This is a genomic window from Yersinia alsatica (assembly GCF_902170305.1).
Classification (GTDB): Bacteria; Pseudomonadota; Gammaproteobacteria; order Enterobacterales; family Enterobacteriaceae; genus Yersinia; species Yersinia alsatica.
The window spans coordinates 412,922-430,616 of the sequence record NZ_CABHWW010000011.1 but is presented as its reverse complement, the minus strand read 5'-3'; the positions used below and the strand labels follow the sequence as shown (position 1 = coordinate 430,616).

The following is a 17,695-nucleotide window of genomic DNA, read 5'->3' as shown; positions in this document are numbered from 1 at the left end:
CTTACTGATACCCGCCAGTTCTGTTTTAGCTGCTCATCAAGAAACGTGTTGCAGGAATTCCCGTAAACGTTCACTTGGCGGATTAGAAATCAAGCTATCTGGCTCGCCATCTTGTGCCACCCGGCCTTTATCAATAAAGATCAGGCGAGAGGCCACTTTCTGCGCGAAGCCAACTTCATGGGTCACGATGACCATGGTCATGCCTTCTTCGGCTAAATCTTTCATTACCGTCAAGACTTCGTGGCGCAATTCCGGGTCCAGCGCAGAGGTGGGCTCATCAAACAGCATCAGTTTCGGTTTGACTGCCAGTGCACGGGCGATAGCGACACGCTGCTGTTGACCACCAGACAGCTCAGCCGGGTAATGATGAGCGCGATCTTCCAGACCCACCTTGGTCAATAACTCCATGGCGAGTTTATTGGCCGCTTCTTTAGAAGCCTTACGCACCCGGATCGGGCCAAATGCCACGTTTTCCAGTGCTGTCAGATGCGGGAACAGATAAAACTGCTGGAACACCATCCCCGCTTCTTGGCGAATCAGGCGTTCATCAACTTTGGGATCATTCACATCCAGACCGTCGACAATCAATTGACCGCTGGTAATAACTTCCAGCTTATTGATACAACGCAGTAGGGTTGATTTACCCGAACCGGAAGGACCAATAATAACCACCACTTCTCCCTTGGTGATATTCAGATTGATGTCGTGGAGCACCTGGGTTTTACCAAAGTGTTTGGAGACGTTTTTAAATTCAATCATATGATTTTCAGTTTTCTTTCTAACCGGCGCAGAACAAAGCTCAGAGCCAAGGTGATTATCAGGTAGATCACCGCCACCGCACTCCATATTTCCATAGCGCGGAAGTTGCCGGCAATAATTTCTTGACCCTGACGAGTCAGTTCGGCTACGCCAATCACAATAAACAGTGAGGTGTCTTTGATGCTGACGATCCATTGGTTACCTAATGGCGGCAACATGCGGCGCAAGGCCAAAGGTGCAATCACATAACGCAAGGTATCGCGCTTGGATAAACCCAGCGCCAGACCAGCTTCACGGAAGCCATTATGGATTGATAGCACTGCACCACGGGTGATTTCCGCGATATAGGCACCTGAGTTAATCATGATCGTCACAACGGCTGCTGAGAAGGGATCGATGCGCAACGGCATCATCATCGGCAATGCGAAGTAGATAAACATCACCTGTACCACAATCGGCGTGCCACGGATCAGTTCAATAAAAACTAATGCGATATTTCTGCTCAGCCAACCGCCATAGGCGCGGGCAAAACCTGCGGTAACCCCAATAATCAGGCCGCCAAGCAACCCCAGGACCGAAATCCATAGGGTTAACTTGGCGCCTTCAAGCAGGATTGGGATGGCGGGCCAAATAGCGCTCCATTCAAACTGCATGGATATTCTCCTGGTCTAAAAACGGCAAAAATTAATTACTTAGGTTCTACGCCGAACCATTTTTTATAGATTGCAGCGTAAGTGCCGTCTTCTTTCAGGGATTTCAGCGCAGCATTCACTTTTTCACGCAGGTCGCTGCCTTGTGGGAATGCTACACCATACTGCTGAGCTTTGATGGACTCGCCCACGGCTTTAAACTGACCATTGCCCGCAGTTTTGATGAAGTAAAGGATGTTTGGTGTGTCATGCAAAACGGCATCAGCACGGCCAGTACCTAATTCCAGATAAGCATTGTCGATATTCGGGAATTGGCGTAGGTCTTTGGTTTTGATGTTAGCTTTAGCGTAATCAACAGAACCGGTGCCGCTTTTTACTGCCAGCACTTTGCCAGCCAGGTCAGCTTCGCCTTTGATGTCGTTGTTATCTGCTTTTACCATCACCAGCAAGCCGCTGTTGTAATAGCCATCAGAGAAATCGACTGCTTTTTTACGTTCGTCGGTGATGGTGATACCCGCCAGTGCCAGATCCACGTTTTTGGTTTGCAACGCAGGAATGATGCCACTGAAATCCATCGGTTTCAGGGTGTACTTCAGATCCAGTTTTTTCGCGATGGCATCCCATAAATCGATATCGAAACCGACATATTTATCCCCTTGTTTGAACTCAAAAGGAACGAATGCGGTATCTGTTGCAACAATCAGTTCTTTCTCTGCGGCGTGGGAGCTAACGGCAAAGGCCAGCGCGAGTGCGGCCAATGAAACTTTGACAAGTGACTTCATAAGTGGGAGTTCCTTTGTGCTTTTGTGGATATACCCTGTGATCTTGGTATCGCAGTCAACCTGCAATGCCAATGGCCTGAGGCATGGAGATCCATTTTTATATTTCAGGATGCAATATGAAAAGATCGTGCCAGAAATGCAAGTTATTTAAAAATAAAGAATTTTCTCGAAGTAATTTGCATGCAAATACTTAGTCGACACCAATTGCACCAATATGACCCACCAAAATAGTGCATTAATATCATTTTGGTGCAACCAATCCATTATTTACTTATTATTAACTCGTTAGGCAATAATAAACAATCGGTAATCAACATTAATGTAACAATATTGTTAAGTCCATCGGATTTCTGTGCGAAAAGGGTGCGGAGGAGGAAAAGGAGGAGGGGACTATCTAAGTTGGCTATCTTTGCTGCCGCGGCGATTATAGCCACTATGAGTTGCTTGGTGTTTATCTAACTCATCTTGGCAAGTCAGACAATATTTAACACCGGCCAATGCCTGGCGCCGGGCCTCTGGAATGGCTTGCCCACACTCCAGACAATATATTTCACTCTCACCTTTGCCAAGAGCTTGTCGGGCGCGCTGGACTGCGTCTTCAAGGGTGGAGTCAATTTGATCTTGTACTGCGCCGTCTCCGGCCCATCCACTTGCCATATGACCTCCATGAACAGAGCCGGATAATTACCGGCCCTGTCTCGATTCTATCACTTGGAATCTATCGGATAATGGGTAGAGAATTACTCAATATTAGCTTCAATAAACCACAGGAATTTATCCAGATCACGGGATGCGGCAGTGAACATATCTGCACTGTCTTCGTCTTTAACTTCTGATATTGCTTTGCGGACAAAGTTAGCCACGATGCCATAACGATCGGCCAACTCTTTCAGGTGCTCTTGCACACTATGAATATGGGTTGGATAGCTTTTCAGTGGGGTTCTGTCAGTGACCAGTTGTGCAGTACCGAGCGCAACACCGCCTAATTGTACGGCGCGTTCAGCGAAGGTATCCAGGTGATCATTAATGGCCGCGCGGAAGCCATCCAACATTTCATGGACAGCAATAAAGTTGGCACCGCGCATATTCCAGTGAGCTTGTTTGGTGATAAGCGACAAGTCGATAAACTGAATGACCATCTCGTTTAGCAGTTTAATCGTCAACGCTTTAGTATGCTCATCAACGTCATTACGTGTGTAGATGAGTTCGGAAGATTTTGCTTTTACCAGTTTTGCTGTACTCATAATAGGTATCCCTTTATTGAGTTGATTGCCAATTTCTTCACCGGCATAAGTATAACAAAGATATTTAACTTTGTAGGTTAGATAGTGCCTATCAATTAAATAGCTTATTAGCGAGAGTGTTTGAAAATGTAATTTAGTGTTTCTTTACTAAAATAGGGATTTTTCCCTTTCTACGTCTAGTTGATAATGACTATCGCTGTGATTTATATGTATTTTATTATTTAAATATTTTTAAGTTATTTATGAGTGGTATTTTATGCTGAAGATAACTTGAAGGTGTTGTTAATTAATAAGTTGGCGTGGCGACTTGCTAATAACTGACATAATAATGATATGGAATCTTAATAGTTTCCTTTCTGGACTATTTTGTTGCCATTTTATCAACATGTTATGCCGGTTAACTCATTTAACCGGCATGTTTAAGTGGCTATTGTGCTGTGCGGGCGACAATAAACAAGCGCGGAAAGGCGAGTAAGCGTCGGCCATCAACTTGCTGTGGATACTCGGCATCAATGATAGCCAGATAATCCTGTAGGAAATCCAATCGCATAGCTTCCGAAAGTGGCTCAAGGAAAGGCCGCAAACCGGTGGAACGTAACCAGTCAACAATCGCCTGTGCCGAGGGCATTGGGTGGTAATAGGTGGTGCGCCAGATATCCACTTGTTCAGCATGGGGGGCTAGCAAATCATAATATTGACTGGCCGTGAGCACTTTTGCCCGAATTGCGCCCGCCTCCTGTAGCGTCTGTTGCCATGGGCCATTTTCTGCGACCTCCCGCATGGCTCTATGGCTGGGTTCATCCAGGTTATCGGGCATTTGAACCGCCAGAATACCGCCGGGCGAAAGTTTGGTAAATAAAGAAGGGAAAAGTTGCTGGTGGTCGGTTAGCCACTGCAATGAAGCATTGGCATAAATGAGATCCTGCGGCTCTGAAGGTTGCCACTGGCGGATATCGGCTTCGAGAAAAGCGCAATCAGGTAAGCGCTGCTGTGCACTGAGCAACATGGCTCTCGAGTTATCGATACCGACAAGTTGGCTATGGGGAAATCGCTGGTGCAGCAATTGGGTGGAGTTACCCGGCCCGCAGCCTAAATCACTGATACGCTGTGGTGCGTCAAGAGCAATATGTGCCAGCAGATCATGGGCAGGGCGGGTGCGCTCGGCTTCGAATTGGCGGTATAAATCAGGATCCCAGTCTTGCATGCATGGCCTCCGGTAAAAAAACAGTGGAGTGATGTGGGTGAGTAACCGTCACTATCACTCTTCTAACCTCAAGTTTTACAACAGCAAATAACAAAAATATCTTACATATTTTGTAATGGCCCACTAAACAATACGGCGCCGGTTGGTTGGCCGGTTGGTGACCCACCGTGGGGCTCCAGACTGATAGCCAGTAATGAATTCCCGCTTAATTGATTGCCGGCCAGTGCCAGTTGCGTTGGGCCATGCGGATTGAGTAAACCCAGTGAGTGGGGTTTTTCGCCCGCAGGAATAGTCCATAATTCAAGGCTATTGTTGTCACTTACTGCAATAGGATTCAGCGGTGTGAGTGTCAAACTGCGGGTTGATTTCTCAAGGCTGACGACCCATTGACCACTTTGCTGACTGTTCGACAACACCGCCACCGGTATGGCTGTTGGAGGCTCTACCAACAAACGGGGTATCACTAACATGGCGGCAAGACCGGCAGCTACTGCCCAGCCAATATAAGACCAACGATTCCGTTTGATGTGGCGTACATTTATAGGTGGCAACTGTAACTCCAGTCGTTTCCAAACGCGCTCAGGCGGCGCTAACGGAGTTAGTTGGTTATCCAATTGAGTAAAGAGGCTTTGCCAACTGGCAACATCTGCCGCCAGTCGTGCATCACGGCGTACTCTGCGTTCAAAGCGTATCCGGGCCAGTCCGCGCAGGGTTCCCAGCGCATACTCTGCGGCCAGTGCTGAGTCATATTCGCGTCTGTTTTTCATAAGCCTACGCAGTCCTTCAGGTGGTCCAGTGCACGACGTATCCAGCTTTTTATCGTACCAAGTGGTTGCTGCAAATGAACAGCGATTTCCCCATGAGAAAGCCCTTGGTAATAAGCCAGCATAATACTTTGGCGTTGTTCTGCCGTCAGATGTGCCAGGCAGCCCGCCAATTGCTTGGCTTCACTGTCTTGCTGCAATTGTGCCAGGGGCGTCAGAGAGTTATCGATCAGATAATCTGTGTCGTCATCGTCCAAGCTTTGCAGGCGATTATCACTGCCCCGCATCAGATCGATTGCCCGGTTGCGTACGATATGAGTTAACCACGTCAGCGGTGCACTGAGTTGCGCATTATAATTCCCCGCTCGGTTCCAAACGGTGAGAAAGCTGTCGTGTAAAACTTCTTCTGCTCGGGCAGGATTGCGGAGCATTCGTAAAGCGACCGCGAATAATCGGGGGGAGGTGAGTCGGTAAAGCTTTTCAAAAGCGGACTGATCGCCTTGAGCTATGGCATTTATCAGCCCGATCTGTTGTTCCAGCGAACATTCATTCATGCGCCAATCCCTAAAAAAACCCGTCAGGTGCAGTGAGACACTGCACCCAGTATAGACGGGTTTTATTTAGGCATCAGGACAGTATCAATAACATCGATAACACCATTTTTCTGTTGTACATCATAGGTGCTGATATTGGCGATATTGCCTTTAGCATCTTTGAGCTGAATATTATGTGGGCCGTTACTCATAATCCATAGTGGCTGCCCGTTAACTGTTTTCAGTTCAGCAGATCCTCCACCGGCTTTAATTTTACTTTCCAACTGTTTCATATCGTACTTCCCAGCCACCACGTGATACGTCAGGACCTGAGTGAGCAGGGCTTTATTTTCTGGTTTGACCAGATTTTCAACCGTACCTGCTGGCAATTTTGCGAAGGCAGCGTCAGTGGGCGCGAACACGGTAAAGGGACCGGGACCTTGTAGGGTATCAACTAACCCGGCAGCTTTCACTGCAGCAACCAAAGTGGTGTGGTCTTTCGAGTTCACCGCATTCTCAATAATGTTTTTGCTCGGGAACATTGAAGCGCCACCCACCATGACAGTTTCGGACATCATGGCGGCCATTGAAACACTGCTGAACACTAAGGAAGCACAGATAGCGGTACGAATAAGCGTTTTCATAATGTATTCCTTTTAGGGTAGTTGAGGTGAAGTCTTGCCTCACATCTACCTATACGAATCAGCCTGGTGTTTTGGATGCAAAAAAATTGAAAAATAATGAATAAAAAACGCCAGCCCGCGAAATAACTGGGCTGGCGTGTAGTCGATTAAAATTTTTTCTGGGGGAATTGGGCCGTCAGTGCTGATCTGCTACCAGTGCTCGATGCATAACATAGGCATCAACATAACCTAATTCACTATGGTTAAATGCGTCTGGCAGGGTGGCGATTATCTCAAAACCTAACTTTTGCCAAAGTGCAATTGCCAGGGTGTTGGTGCTGACCACAAAGTTAAACTGCATTGCCCGGTATCCCAGAGTGGTTGCCTGCTCAATGCAATGAATCCCCAGTGCTTTGCCAATCCCTAATCCACGAGCTTGCCCGTCAACCATAAATGAAGCATTGGCGACATGAGAGCCAAGGCCACGTTGGTTATCGATTAATTTATACATGCCAACAATGCGTTGCTCATGCAGCGCGACAAAACAGCGAACACCGGGGCCAAACCAGTAATCATAGGCATCTTGTTCAGGCGTATCTGGAGTGAACACGTAGGTGTCACCACGGCTGATTACCGCCTGAAACAAGGGCCATATTTGGCCAAAATCTTCGGCAGTCGCAATTCTGATTTCCATATACGGCTCCTTTTCAAGCAACTTGATCAATTTGTGGTTTGGATTTAATTGTCAGAGTTGCGCCGATAGACGCGCTGATAATGGATGCCAGTGCCAGCCATTGAATCAATGTCAGATGTTCATTTAAAAATACCAGCCCCGAAACCGCTGCTAATGCAGGTTCCAAACTCATTAATGTACCGAATGTGCGTGTAGGGAGGCGGGTTAGAGCGACCATCTCAAGTGAGTAGGGCAATGCGGTAGACAAAATAGCTACGGCTAGAGCAACCGGTAAAATTGCCGGATCAAACAGCGCCAAGCCATTGTAAGCTATACCAATCGGGCAGAAAACCAGTGCCGCAATCAGAGAACCCACAGCCACGGTTCCGGGGCCATGATCCCCCCCGGCTTTTTGGCCAGAAACGATATAAAGAGCCCAACAAGCCCCGGCACCCAGCGCACAAGCTGCACCAAACAAATCAATGGTGCCGATGCTATTCCCTAATGGTAAGAGGAACCACAAGCCAAGAATGGCTAAACCGACCCAGATAAAATCAACTGGGCGGCGTGAAGCTAACATGGCGACGGCCAAAGGCCCGGTAAACTCCAAGGCAACGGCAATGCCCAGTGGCACTGTTTTTAACGACAGATAAAACAGGAAATTCATGCCACCTAATGTTACCCCGTAAACAAGCAAAGGCAAGCGGCTACCCGCTTCAAACCGCATCCGCCAGGGTTTAAAGATAACAAACAGAATCAGTGTGCCGATGCCAAGGCGTAGGGAGGTTATCCCTTGAGCACCCACCAATGGGAACAGACTTTTTGCCAAAGATGCACCACTTTGTATTGAGATCATGGCGATTATCAGCAAGAAAATCGGAAGCAGTGGGAGTGAATGTTTGGATGAAGGAGACAAAGACATCCTTTTAAGCCTCAAAGAAAAATAGTCGGTATCAATGTCAGCCAGTGTAAATGAAATGTCAGCGAAGTGTTTGAAAATAACCAAAGACTTTAAATAGGCAGCAGAAAAGAACAAAAAAATTAATTATTTTCTTGAGCTGCTGTTTTTTAACGCTATTTTTGTCGCTAATTTGAGCATGAAAATTAAGAATAGTCTGGAAGGCTTTTAGTGATGGAGGTCACAAAGAGGAGTAGAATAGCAGAAAATCGTAAAGGTATTAACAAGATAGAAGATGCTTGAAATTCTTTGTTACACCAAATAATTAGTTAGACAATCATTATCAGGCAGAGTTTCTAACTGTTTATTGTTATAATTTGATGGTGTTTTTGTTTCATCTAAAAAATTTGCGTCTTTCGAGGTGGTTATGAATAAAATTACATGTCTTTCAGCTGTAGCAGCTTGTGTATTGGCAGTCACTGCAGGTTCTGCTTTTGCTGGTGAAAGTACCGTTTCTGGTGGTTATGCCCAGAGCGACTACCAAGGTGTTGCTAACAAGGCTTCAGGTTTCAACCTGAAATACCGCTACGAGTGGAGTGATTCTCAACTGGGTTACATCACCTCTTTCACTCACACTGAAAAAAGCAGCTTCGGTGATAGCTCTTCTGTATACAACAAAGCGCAATACTACTCCATCACTGGTGGCCCAGCATACCGCATCAACGATTGGGCTAGCATTTATGGCTTGGTCGGTGTGGGTTATGGCCGTTTTAGCCAGAACTTCCCAACTTCTGCTAGCGCTAAAGATAGCACCAGCGAATACGGCTTAACTTACGGCGCAGGTATGCAGTTTAACCTGATGCAAAATGTTGCCCTGGACGTTTCTTACGAACAGAGCCGCATCCGTAGTGTTGATGTTGGTACTTGGGTTACTGGCATCGGCTACACTTTCTAAGTATTTGCTTAGGATTATCAGCATTCATCTTTAACAGTGAGATGCTGTAGTTGATAAAAATCCGCTCACGAGCGGATTTTTTTTCGCCAGTAATCATCAAATTAATATCAGAAAGTGACTTTAGCGCTGCGGCATTGGGGCGGGATAAAACTATCTCACCGCGTTGGCGGCATCCGCAATTAACTCGATGATTGATTGTGGGCGCGAGAGATGTGCAGCATGGCCAGAGGGTAATTCAATGACTTTTTGTGCCTGAATGCGTTTGGCAAATTCGCGTTGTGTTTCGACGGGCAGCATTCTGTCTTCTGTTGAAATCTGATACCAACAAGGTTTTACCCGCCAGGCTGGCTGAGCCGATTTATCGGTAAAAGCACGTGCTGCTAAGGGTTTTTGTACCAAAGCCATTACCAGAGCTTCATTTTCATCGAAATCCTGACACATATTCTCATGGAATTTATCGGTGTCTACCCACAAAAAACCATTGTCATCCGGGCGAATGTAAGCCGCGCCCACAGGGGGAGCACGCAAAGCAAAAGTGCTTGATAAACTCTCACCAGCATCTGGAGCAAACGCGGAAAGGTAAACCATTCCGACCACATTTTGCAGGTGCCCAACTTGGGTAATTACCATTCCACCATAAGAGTGACCAACTAATAATGTTGGGCCATATAATGCAGTGGTTAGCTTAATTGTGCGTTCCACATCATCAGCCAATGATGTTAGTGGATTTTGGATAGCAATAACCCGATGCCCCATAGCGTGAAGGGCGGGAATAATATATCGCCATTGTGAGCCATCAGCCCACGCGCCATGCACTAATAGAATATTTAGTTTTGCCGCCATATATCCCCCAGAACGGGTATTATCGTAAGTCGAGCATAATATCTCTATGCAGAAACGGTATTATTGACGAATAACAACTTCTTCTCATTTACTACTGATGTTAATTACGACTATCAAACTCGGTTATATGTTATTAAAATTAATAAAATCTGTTATTAGACATAAAGTATAAAGCCTTAGTCGTGAATGGCTTTAAGATAAATACTAAAGTGGGATGGTAATTAACCCATTAGTGCGATATAAAATCCCTTATAACAAAAAACATTCTGTATTAAATAAGAAAAAACAACAGATTAGCCAAGTTTTATATTCAGGTTTTTATAGGTAATTTACTGGTAAAATTGGAATAATATGACACACTACTTATAGCTCTGATTGACTTTCACATTTCTTGATTGTGATTAATTCATCAAGCTAAAATAGAAAAATAAATAATATAAAACAATAAGTTGCTATAAAAATAGGTTGTAATCATGACAACACTCAGTAAACCGGTAGCGCCTATGCTGCATGATACTCAACTCGAACAGCAGATTTTACGACGTTCGATCATTTGTACTTTATTTATTGCCATCATGGGGATCATTTTCGGTATTGTATGCGGTTCGATGTCGATTATTTTCGATGGTATGTTCTCTGCTTTAGATGCAGGTATGTGCAGTTTATCTTTGTTGGTATCGCGATTACTGGGCCAACCGAATAGTCGGCGTTTTCAATATGGTTTCTGGCATGTCGAACCTCTGGTTTTGGCTTTTAACGGCAGCTTATTGGCTCTCCTTTGTCTGTATGCTTTTGTTAATGCTATTAAAGGTATTATTGATGGTGGCCGGGAATTAGAGCTGGGTTGGGCTATTGTTTATGCCTTAGTGGTCAGCATCTTCTGTTTTACTATTTTCTTAAAACAGCGGCGTTTAAATAAACGTGTTAAGTCTGAATTAATCGCGCTGGATACCAAAAGTTGGCTGATGTCAGCTTGTATTAGCTCTGCTTTATTAGTGGCTTTTTTACTTTCCTGGAGCATGGAAGGTACCCGCTATGAGCATTTGATTGTTTATACTGACCCTAGCGTATTGGCACTGTTAACGTTGATTTTGATTCCTGTTCCGATAAAAACAGTTATCTCGGCGGTCCGTGAAGTATTGCAAATGACACCAGATACTTTGGATGCTTCGATGGAAAACTTAATGGACAGTTTAATGGCGAAGTACAACTTTGTTGATTATTCGCACTATGCAACTCGTATTGGCCGAGGATTGTTTGTTGAAATTCATGTGGTTATCCCGCCTGAAATGGAAAATAGTGGAGTATCCTATTTTGACAAAATACGCGATGAAATCTCTCATGCGATTGGTGAGTCAGGCCCACATCGCTGGTTAACTATTTCCTTCACCTGTAATGCGAAATGGTTATAGCGAAAACGTAATGGGTCAGGTGACGTTACATTAACTAACTTGGGTAATGAATAAGATGATTGCTAAACGCCATGTAAAACTTAACCCTATTGATGCCCCACCAAGATTCGATGCTATCGCCAAAATAGCGATAAGTGATAGCACTATTGCTGCCCGTAAAGCTAAAGTTATCAGCAATATGATTCAGGCTAATATCGACTACTTACTTGTTTATGCTGATAAAGAACATGGGGGTAATTTTGAATATCTGACTGGGTTTATCCCCCGATTTGAAGAAGCCGCCATGGTGTTGCATGTTTCAGGGGAAGTCTATTTATTGCTGGGCAACGAGAATTTGAAGTTATCTCAATATGCTCGGGTCAGTAATACAGCAATCCATGTACCCTATTTTTCACTGCCAAACCAGCCAATGGAAAACAGTAAAACGCTGGCCGAATTATTGGCTGATAGCGGAATTCAGCGCGCTAAAAAGGTCGGGGTTGTCGGGTGGAAACTGTTTACCAGTCACTTGGATGATAATAACCAGTTGTTTGATATTCCTTATTTTCTTCTGGATGCGATTAAACAGTCTGTTTCATCCGAAACAGCAATTATCAATGCTACAAGCCTATTTATTGGCAGTGATACTGCGGCCAGAGTAACGAATAATGCTAATGAATTAGCACATTATGAATATGGCGCTAATCTGGCTTCTAACTGTGTTCTCAAAGCATTAGCCACGGTAGACGTTGGCATAACAGAAAAGCAACTTGGTCACTTTTTGGCTGATGAAGGGCAGCCAAATACGGTTGTGATAATTGCCGCTACGGGCGAGCGTTTTGAACAGGCTAATTTGTATCCGGGGGATAAAGCGATACAACTTGGCGATAAGATATCTTTGACTACCGGTTTTAAAGGCGGCCTGAGCAGTCGAACCGGTTATGCTGTTCACCATGCTGATGAATTACCTGCGGCACAAAGAGATTATCTCGATAAAGTTGCTATTCCCTATTACACCACGGTAGTTGCCTGGCTGGAAAATATTCGCATCGGAATGCCGGGTAAAGAGATGTATGCATTAGTTGAAACTGTTTTCCCTAAGGCGCAATACCACTGGTCATTAAATCCAGGCCATTTGACTGCAGATGAAGAGTGGCTTTGCTCGCCGATTTATTCTGGTTCAGAAGAAAAAATCCGCAGTGGGATGTTATTCCAAATTGATATAATTCCTTCGGTAAAAGGCTATGCCGGGGTGAGTGCAGAAGATTGTATTGCACTGGCGGACCAACAGTTGCGTGCTGAACTGGCGGCTCATTACCCAGAAGTTTGGCAAAGAATACAACAGCGCCGTGCCTATCTGAGCAATACACTGAATATTCATCTCAGTGAAGAAGTGCTTCCGATGTCCAATACTGTGGGCTATTTACGGCCTTTCTTGTTGGATAAGTACAGTGCCTTGCAATGCGTCAAGGATGCAACACACTGAAAATAGAGCTGTTTGCATCTTCTATAACAGGGGCTATTTAGCCCCTTTGATGTGTCATTAGCCCCGCTATGCTGTTGGCCTACTACCCGATTTATCCCCCTGCTGAGATTTCATGCAAACTGGAGGCGATACTCTTGCCATCTTGTGGCATAATGCGCGCCGAATCACATTTTCTAGTATTCTTGAATATCCCTATTCAGTAATCCAATCGAGAGCGAGCTCTGTGCTAAGTACTAACAATATCACCATGCAATTCGGCAGCAAGCCGCTGTTTGAAAACATTTCAGTAAAATTCGGCGGCGGTAATCGCTATGGTCTGATCGGCGCTAATGGCTGTGGTAAATCCACATTCATGAAAATCCTTGGTGGTGATCTGGTGCCAAGTGGCGGTAACGTCTTCCTAGACCCGAATGAGCGTCTGGGTAAATTGCGTCAGGATCAATTCGCCTTTGAAAACAACACAGTGCTGGACACCGTTATTATGGGTCACGGCGAACTGTGGGAAGTAAAAGAAGAGCGCGACCGCATTTACGCCATGGCTGAAATGAGCGAAGCAGATGGCTATAAAGTGGCTGATCTGGAAGTTGCCTATGGTGAAATGGATGGTTACAGCGCAGAAGCCCGTGCCGGTGAATTGTTGCTTGGCGTCGGTATTCCGGTTGAACAGCATTATGGTTTGATGAGCGAAATCGCTCCCGGCTGGAAATTGCGTGTATTGCTGGCGCAGGCCCTGTTCTCTGATCCAGAAATTCTGTTACTTGACGAACCAACCAACAACTTGGATATCGATACTATCCGCTGGTTGGAACAAGTGCTGAACGAACGTAGTAGCACCATGATCATTATTTCCCATGACCGTCACTTCCTGAATATGGTGTGTACGCACATGGCGGATCTGGATTACGGCGAATTGCGTGTTTATCCGGGTAACTACGACGAATATATGACCGCGGCGACTCAAGCCCGTGAGCGTCTGTTATCTGATAACGCCAAGAAGAAAGCTCAGATCTCTGAGCTGCAATCTTTTGTTAGCCGTTTTAGTGCTAACGCCTCTAAATCCAAGCAGGCAACTTCTCGCGCCCGTCAGATTGATAAAATTCAGCTTGATGAAGTGAAGGCCTCTAGCCGTCAGAACCCGTTTATCCGCTTTGATCAGGATAAAAAGTTGTTCCGTAATGCGCTAGAAGTTGAAATGTTGACCAAAGGTTTTGATAACGGCCCACTGTTTAAGAACCTGAATTTGCGTCTGGAAGTGGGTGAGAAAGTGGCTATCCTCGGGCCAAACGGTATCGGTAAATCTACTTTGCTGAAAACCTTGGTCGGCGATTATGAGGCTGATACCGGCACGGTAAAATGGTCTGAAAACAGTAAGATTGGTTACTACGCGCAGGATCACGCCAGCGATTTTGAAATCGACCTGACGGTATTTGACTGGATGAGTCAGTGGAAACAGGAAAAAGACGACGAACAGGCTGTACGCAGTGTGTTAGGCCGTTTGCTGTTTAGCCAAGATGATATCAAGAAGAAAGTTAAAGTGCTGTCCGGTGGTGAGAAAGGGCGGATGTTGTTCGGTAAGCTGATGATGCAGCGCCCTAACATTCTGGTAATGGATGAGCCAACTAACCACTTGGATATGGAATCCATCGAATCTCTTAACATGGCATTGGAAATGTACGAAGGCACATTGATTTTCGTCTCCCATGACCGTGAGTTCGTCAGTTCACTGGCGACGCGTGTGATTGAAATGACACCGAAAAAACTGATCGACTTTACCGGTAACTACGAAGATTATCTGCGTAGCCAAGGTATTCAGTCCTAAGTATTTGGCTGAGTGTTAATAAGAAAGCTGATGCTCTGCATCAGCTTTTTTTTGCTTGAATAATCTGGTGGTTGCCCAGCTATACTTTACTGCAAACCTCGCAGTTGGCATCTTTTGCCAGCTTCATACTACGAAACTCGGCCGTCATGGCATCGTACATCAGTAGGCGGCCCGATATAACTTGCCCATAATCAGCCAGCAGTTTTATGGCCTCCATTGCCTGTAGGTTACCAATAATACCCACCAATGGAGCCATGACACCGGCTTCAACGCAGGTTAGGGCATTATCACCAAACAACCGGCTCAAACAGCGATAGCAAGGCTGGTTTTCCTGATAGGTAAATACACTGACTTGCCCCTCCATGCGAATTGCCGCACCAGAAACCAGTGGTTTATGCTGCGCATAACATAGGCGATTAAGTTGCTCGCGGCTGGCGATATTATCAGTACAATCCAATACTAACTGATGCTCAGCTATCACAACGGAGAGTTGCTCATCATTTAACTGCGTATCAATGGTTTCCAGCTGTACATCGGGATTCATCTCTGACAGTGTCAGGGCCGCAGAAGCCACTTTAGTCATACCGATGCGGTTGTCGCGGTGCAGAATTTGCCGCTGCAGGTTAGAGAGGGAAACAGTATCAAAATCCAGCAATGTAAGGTGACCGACACCTGCCACTGCCAGATATTGTGCTGCTGCGCACCCAAGACCGCCTAAACCAACAATTAATACCTTGGCTACATTGAGTTTTTCCTGACCATCAAAATCAAAACCACGCAGGACGATTTGCCGGTTATAACGCAGGGTTTGTGCATCGGAAAGTTCAGGCAACATGTCCGCCTCTCAGCAATTGATTGTTCAATTATTCACTAACTCAATAGCCCATTAAATAACTCGATCTCAACGGTTTCACCGACGGCTACCGAGCCACGCTCCCGTTCAAGAACAATAAAGCAGTTACCTTGGCTGAATGAGCTGAAAACGTGAGAACCTTGATGACCAGTGCTACGTACTTCCAGTTCACCATCGGCATTAGTGGAGACAACCCCACGCTGGAAGTCCAATCGGCCCGGTGTTTTTTTCAATTTTGTGGTTGTTTTCGCCTTCAATCGTAATGGCGGATGCCACTCAGAATGGCCCGATAGTTTAGCGATAAGCGGTTGCACCAACTGATAAAATGTCAGGGCCGCAGAGACCGGGTTACCCGGTAATCCGCAAAACCAGGCGTTTTCCAACTGGCCAAAAGCGAAAGGTTTACCGGGCTTGATGGCTAACTTCCAGAAACCAATATCTCCCAGCTCATCTAACATCTGCTTGGTATAATCAGCTTCACCCACTGAAACACCACCACTACTAATGACCAAGTCAGCGGCAGCATCAGCTTGTTCGAAAGCTTTGCGCAGTGCTTGTTGATCATCAGGGATGACACCAAGATCAATAATTTGACAACCGAGTTGTTGCAGCATTAAACGGACCGCAAAGCGGTTGGTATCATAAATCTGACCTTCACCCAAGGGCTGTCCGACCGGTTGTAACTCATCACCAGTCGAAAAAATGGCGACCTTCAATGTACGGAAAACCGTCACTTCCGCAATACCCAATGAGGCCAAGAGCGGCAATTGCGCCACGCCTAATTTTACCCCTGCAGGGAAAACGGCGGCACCTTGTTGGATATCTTCACCTGCCAGCCGGATATTTTGCCCAGCATGTACATTGCCACTAAATATGATCCCTTGTTCACTCACCGTCGCCTGTTCTTGCATGATGACGGCGTCGGCACCCACGGGTATTGGTGCGCCAGTCATGATTCGCACGCAAGTATTGGTAGGCCATGTATCTTTAAATGGCGCACCTGCAAAAGCCTTACCAGCCACCGGCAATGGCGTTGTACTGCTAAGCTCATTACAGCGCACAGCATAACCATCCATGGCTGAGTTAGCGAATGGTGGCACGGCAATCGGCGATGTAATAGCACAAGCTGTGATACGCCCCGCAGCATCAGTGAGTGCGACGGTTTCTGTAGTCTGTAATGGCGTGACCTGTGACAGCATTTTAGTCAGTGCTTGTTCCAGAGAGAGTAAATCCGAGGTATTACAGTGATCCATGCTGAACTCCGTGGTCTGAGGGCATCGTTGCAAAAAGATAGAATGCCTACCAAATAAGAGAGCCATTATGGCAGAGATTGCCATGCGGGTGAATTGATGGGGGGCAAAGAGGCTTCAGACTGATATTGTCTTAATCAGCAATACTCTTTTTTATTATCAGTTGCCCTTATCAGGCGAAATAGGAGGGGATATGGACTATCAAAAAATTCTGAAATTCTGGTTTAAAGAAATGGATCAGGCGCTGTGGTTTAAAAAAGACGAGGATTTTGACGCCTATTTACGCCAGCATTTTGGTTCAGTCTGGCAGGCAGCTTCTAAAGGGGAGTTGGCTCACTGGCGGCGGAATATTGAAGGGCGCTTGGCTGAAATACTGATATTAGATCAATTTAGCCGAAATCTGTTTCGCGATTTACCGACTTCTTTTTCCTGTGATGGTATGGCATTGGTGTTGGCGCAAGAGGCAGTTAGCAGCGGTCAGGTAGGGCAGTTATCTGAGACGCAGCGTGGTTTTCTCTATTTGCCCTTTATGCATTCAGAATCAGCATTAATTCATCAACAAGCATTGGCGCTTTATACGGAGTTAGGTGATGAGCTCCAACTGGACTATGAACTGCGCCATAAAGCGATTATTGATCGTTTTGGCCGTTATCCGCACCGTAATCATATTCTTGGGCGCGTATCCAGCGCAGAAGAACAAGCCTTTTTATTACAGCCGGGATCAGCATTTTAGCCCGAAGAAATAAAGTACAACAGCTTGGTAATATTCCGCCCCTTCATCGGTAGGCGGAATATTACCTATGATGGCTTATTTCTGCGGTTACTCTCTCAAAAAATTCTAATCACACATGTTTGATTACATATTTATGCAATTGACATCACAAGAGGAAGTGAGGTTTTTCCTAAACTGCCGTCTGGGGGGGAACTCCAATTGAAACGATATTGTTACCAATATATAACAACATAAC

Annotated in this window: 19 protein-coding genes; 5 read left to right on the top strand and 14 right to left on the bottom strand. The window is 45.7% G+C overall.

Features of this window, described 5'->3' with window-relative positions:
• Positions 1–36: 36 nt before the first annotated feature.
• The 11 genes from glnQ to rhtA form a co-directional block, all read right to left on the bottom strand.
• Positions 37–759: a glutamine ABC transporter ATP-binding protein GlnQ gene (gene glnQ, locus FTA96_RS08775; protein ID WP_050107606.1), complete on the bottom strand. Its 723-nt coding sequence runs from the start codon at positions 757–759 to the stop codon at positions 37–39.
• Positions 756–1,412, bottom strand: coding sequence for a glutamine ABC transporter permease GlnP (gene glnP, locus FTA96_RS08770; protein ID WP_048616417.1), 657 nt, complete (start codon positions 1,410–1,412; stop codon positions 756–758). The genes glnQ and glnP overlap by 4 nt, the downstream gene beginning before the upstream one ends.
• 35 nt (positions 1,413–1,447) lie before the next feature.
• Complete coding sequence (gene glnH, locus FTA96_RS08765) at positions 1,448–2,191, bottom strand: glutamine ABC transporter substrate-binding protein GlnH (protein ID WP_050107604.1); 744 nt, start codon at positions 2,189–2,191, stop codon at positions 1,448–1,450.
• Between the two features lie 390 nt (positions 2,192–2,581).
• Positions 2,582–2,848 carry a DksA/TraR family C4-type zinc finger protein gene (locus tag FTA96_RS08760; protein WP_050107602.1) on the bottom strand — a complete coding sequence of 89 codons (267 nt, stop codon included), beginning with the start codon at positions 2,846–2,848 and terminating at the stop codon, positions 2,582–2,584.
• Positions 2,849–2,931: 83 nt separating this feature from the next.
• Positions 2,932–3,435 carry a DNA starvation/stationary phase protection protein Dps gene (gene dps / locus FTA96_RS08755; protein WP_050107600.1) on the bottom strand — a complete coding sequence of 168 codons (504 nt, stop codon included), beginning with the start codon at positions 3,433–3,435 and terminating at the stop codon, positions 2,932–2,934.
• 427 nt (positions 3,436–3,862) lie between these two features.
• Positions 3,863–4,639 carry a trans-aconitate 2-methyltransferase gene (gene tam / locus FTA96_RS08750; RefSeq protein WP_145532761.1) on the bottom strand — a complete coding sequence of 259 codons (777 nt, stop codon included), beginning with the start codon at positions 4,637–4,639 and terminating at the stop codon, positions 3,863–3,865.
• A gap of 101 nt (positions 4,640–4,740) precedes the next feature.
• Positions 4,741–5,406 carry an anti-sigma factor gene (locus FTA96_RS08745; RefSeq protein WP_050107597.1) on the bottom strand — a complete coding sequence of 222 codons (666 nt, stop codon included), beginning with the start codon at positions 5,404–5,406 and terminating at the stop codon, positions 4,741–4,743.
• Entirely contained in the window at positions 5,403–5,957 is a 555-nt protein-coding gene (locus FTA96_RS08740; RefSeq protein ID WP_145573606.1) for a sigma-70 family RNA polymerase sigma factor, read from the bottom strand. The genes FTA96_RS08745 and FTA96_RS08740 overlap by 4 nt, the downstream gene beginning before the upstream one ends.
• Before the next feature lie 62 nt (positions 5,958–6,019).
• On the bottom strand, positions 6,020–6,580 hold the full coding sequence (locus tag FTA96_RS08735) for a fasciclin domain-containing protein (RefSeq protein ID WP_145573604.1): 561 nt from the start codon (positions 6,578–6,580) through the stop codon (positions 6,020–6,022).
• Between the two features lie 175 nt (positions 6,581–6,755).
• Positions 6,756–7,253: a GNAT family N-acetyltransferase gene (locus tag FTA96_RS08730; RefSeq protein ID WP_050136018.1), complete on the bottom strand. Its 498-nt coding sequence runs from the start codon at positions 7,251–7,253 to the stop codon at positions 6,756–6,758.
• Between the two features lie 13 nt (positions 7,254–7,266).
• Positions 7,267–8,154 carry a threonine/homoserine exporter RhtA gene (gene rhtA / locus FTA96_RS08725; protein ID WP_050122341.1) on the bottom strand — a complete coding sequence of 296 codons (888 nt, stop codon included), beginning with the start codon at positions 8,152–8,154 and terminating at the stop codon, positions 7,267–7,269.
• Between the two features lie 403 nt (positions 8,155–8,557).
• On the opposite strand from rhtA, the gene ompX reads away from it, so the two are divergent.
• Entirely contained in the window at positions 8,558–9,085 is a 528-nt protein-coding gene (gene ompX, locus FTA96_RS08715) for an outer membrane protein OmpX (protein WP_050107590.1), read from the top strand.
• 150 nt (positions 9,086–9,235) lie between these two features.
• Here ompX and FTA96_RS08710 read toward each other — a convergent pair whose 3' ends face one another.
• Complete coding sequence (locus FTA96_RS08710) at positions 9,236–9,928, bottom strand: alpha/beta fold hydrolase (protein WP_050122339.1); 693 nt, start codon at positions 9,926–9,928, stop codon at positions 9,236–9,238.
• A 473-nt stretch (positions 9,929–10,401) separates the two neighbouring features.
• On the opposite strand from FTA96_RS08710, the gene FTA96_RS08705 reads away from it, so the two are divergent.
• The 3 genes from FTA96_RS08705 to FTA96_RS08695 all read left to right on the top strand — a co-directional run bounded on the left by FTA96_RS08705 (position 10,402) and on the right by FTA96_RS08695 (position 14,624).
• On the top strand, positions 10,402–11,340 hold the full coding sequence (locus tag FTA96_RS08705; protein WP_145573602.1) for a cation diffusion facilitator family transporter: 939 nt from the start codon (positions 10,402–10,404) through the stop codon (positions 11,338–11,340).
• Between the two features lie 46 nt (positions 11,341–11,386).
• Positions 11,387–12,805 (top strand): M24 family metallopeptidase, encoded by a 1,419-nt coding sequence (locus tag FTA96_RS08700; RefSeq protein ID WP_186371048.1) that lies wholly within the window; start codon positions 11,387–11,389, stop codon positions 12,803–12,805.
• A gap of 223 nt (positions 12,806–13,028) precedes the next feature.
• Positions 13,029–14,624: an ABC-F family ATPase gene (locus FTA96_RS08695; RefSeq protein ID WP_072077593.1), complete on the top strand. Its 1,596-nt coding sequence runs from the start codon at positions 13,029–13,031 to the stop codon at positions 14,622–14,624.
• 79 nt (positions 14,625–14,703) lie between these two features.
• On the opposite strand, the gene moeB is transcribed toward FTA96_RS08695, so the two are convergent.
• A complete protein-coding gene (moeB, locus tag FTA96_RS08690; RefSeq protein ID WP_050107585.1) occupies positions 14,704–15,459 on the bottom strand; it encodes a molybdopterin-synthase adenylyltransferase MoeB in 756 nt (251 codons plus the stop codon).
• Between the two features lie 35 nt (positions 15,460–15,494).
• Entirely contained in the window at positions 15,495–16,730 is a 1,236-nt protein-coding gene (moeA, locus tag FTA96_RS08685; protein WP_145573600.1) for a molybdopterin molybdotransferase MoeA, read from the bottom strand.
• Positions 16,731–16,920: 190 nt separating this feature from the next.
• Between moeA and FTA96_RS08680 the strand changes: the two genes are divergently transcribed.
• Positions 16,921–17,460: a DUF924 family protein gene (locus tag FTA96_RS08680; RefSeq protein WP_145573598.1), complete on the top strand. Its 540-nt coding sequence runs from the start codon at positions 16,921–16,923 to the stop codon at positions 17,458–17,460.
• Positions 17,461–17,695: the final 235 nt, after the last annotated feature.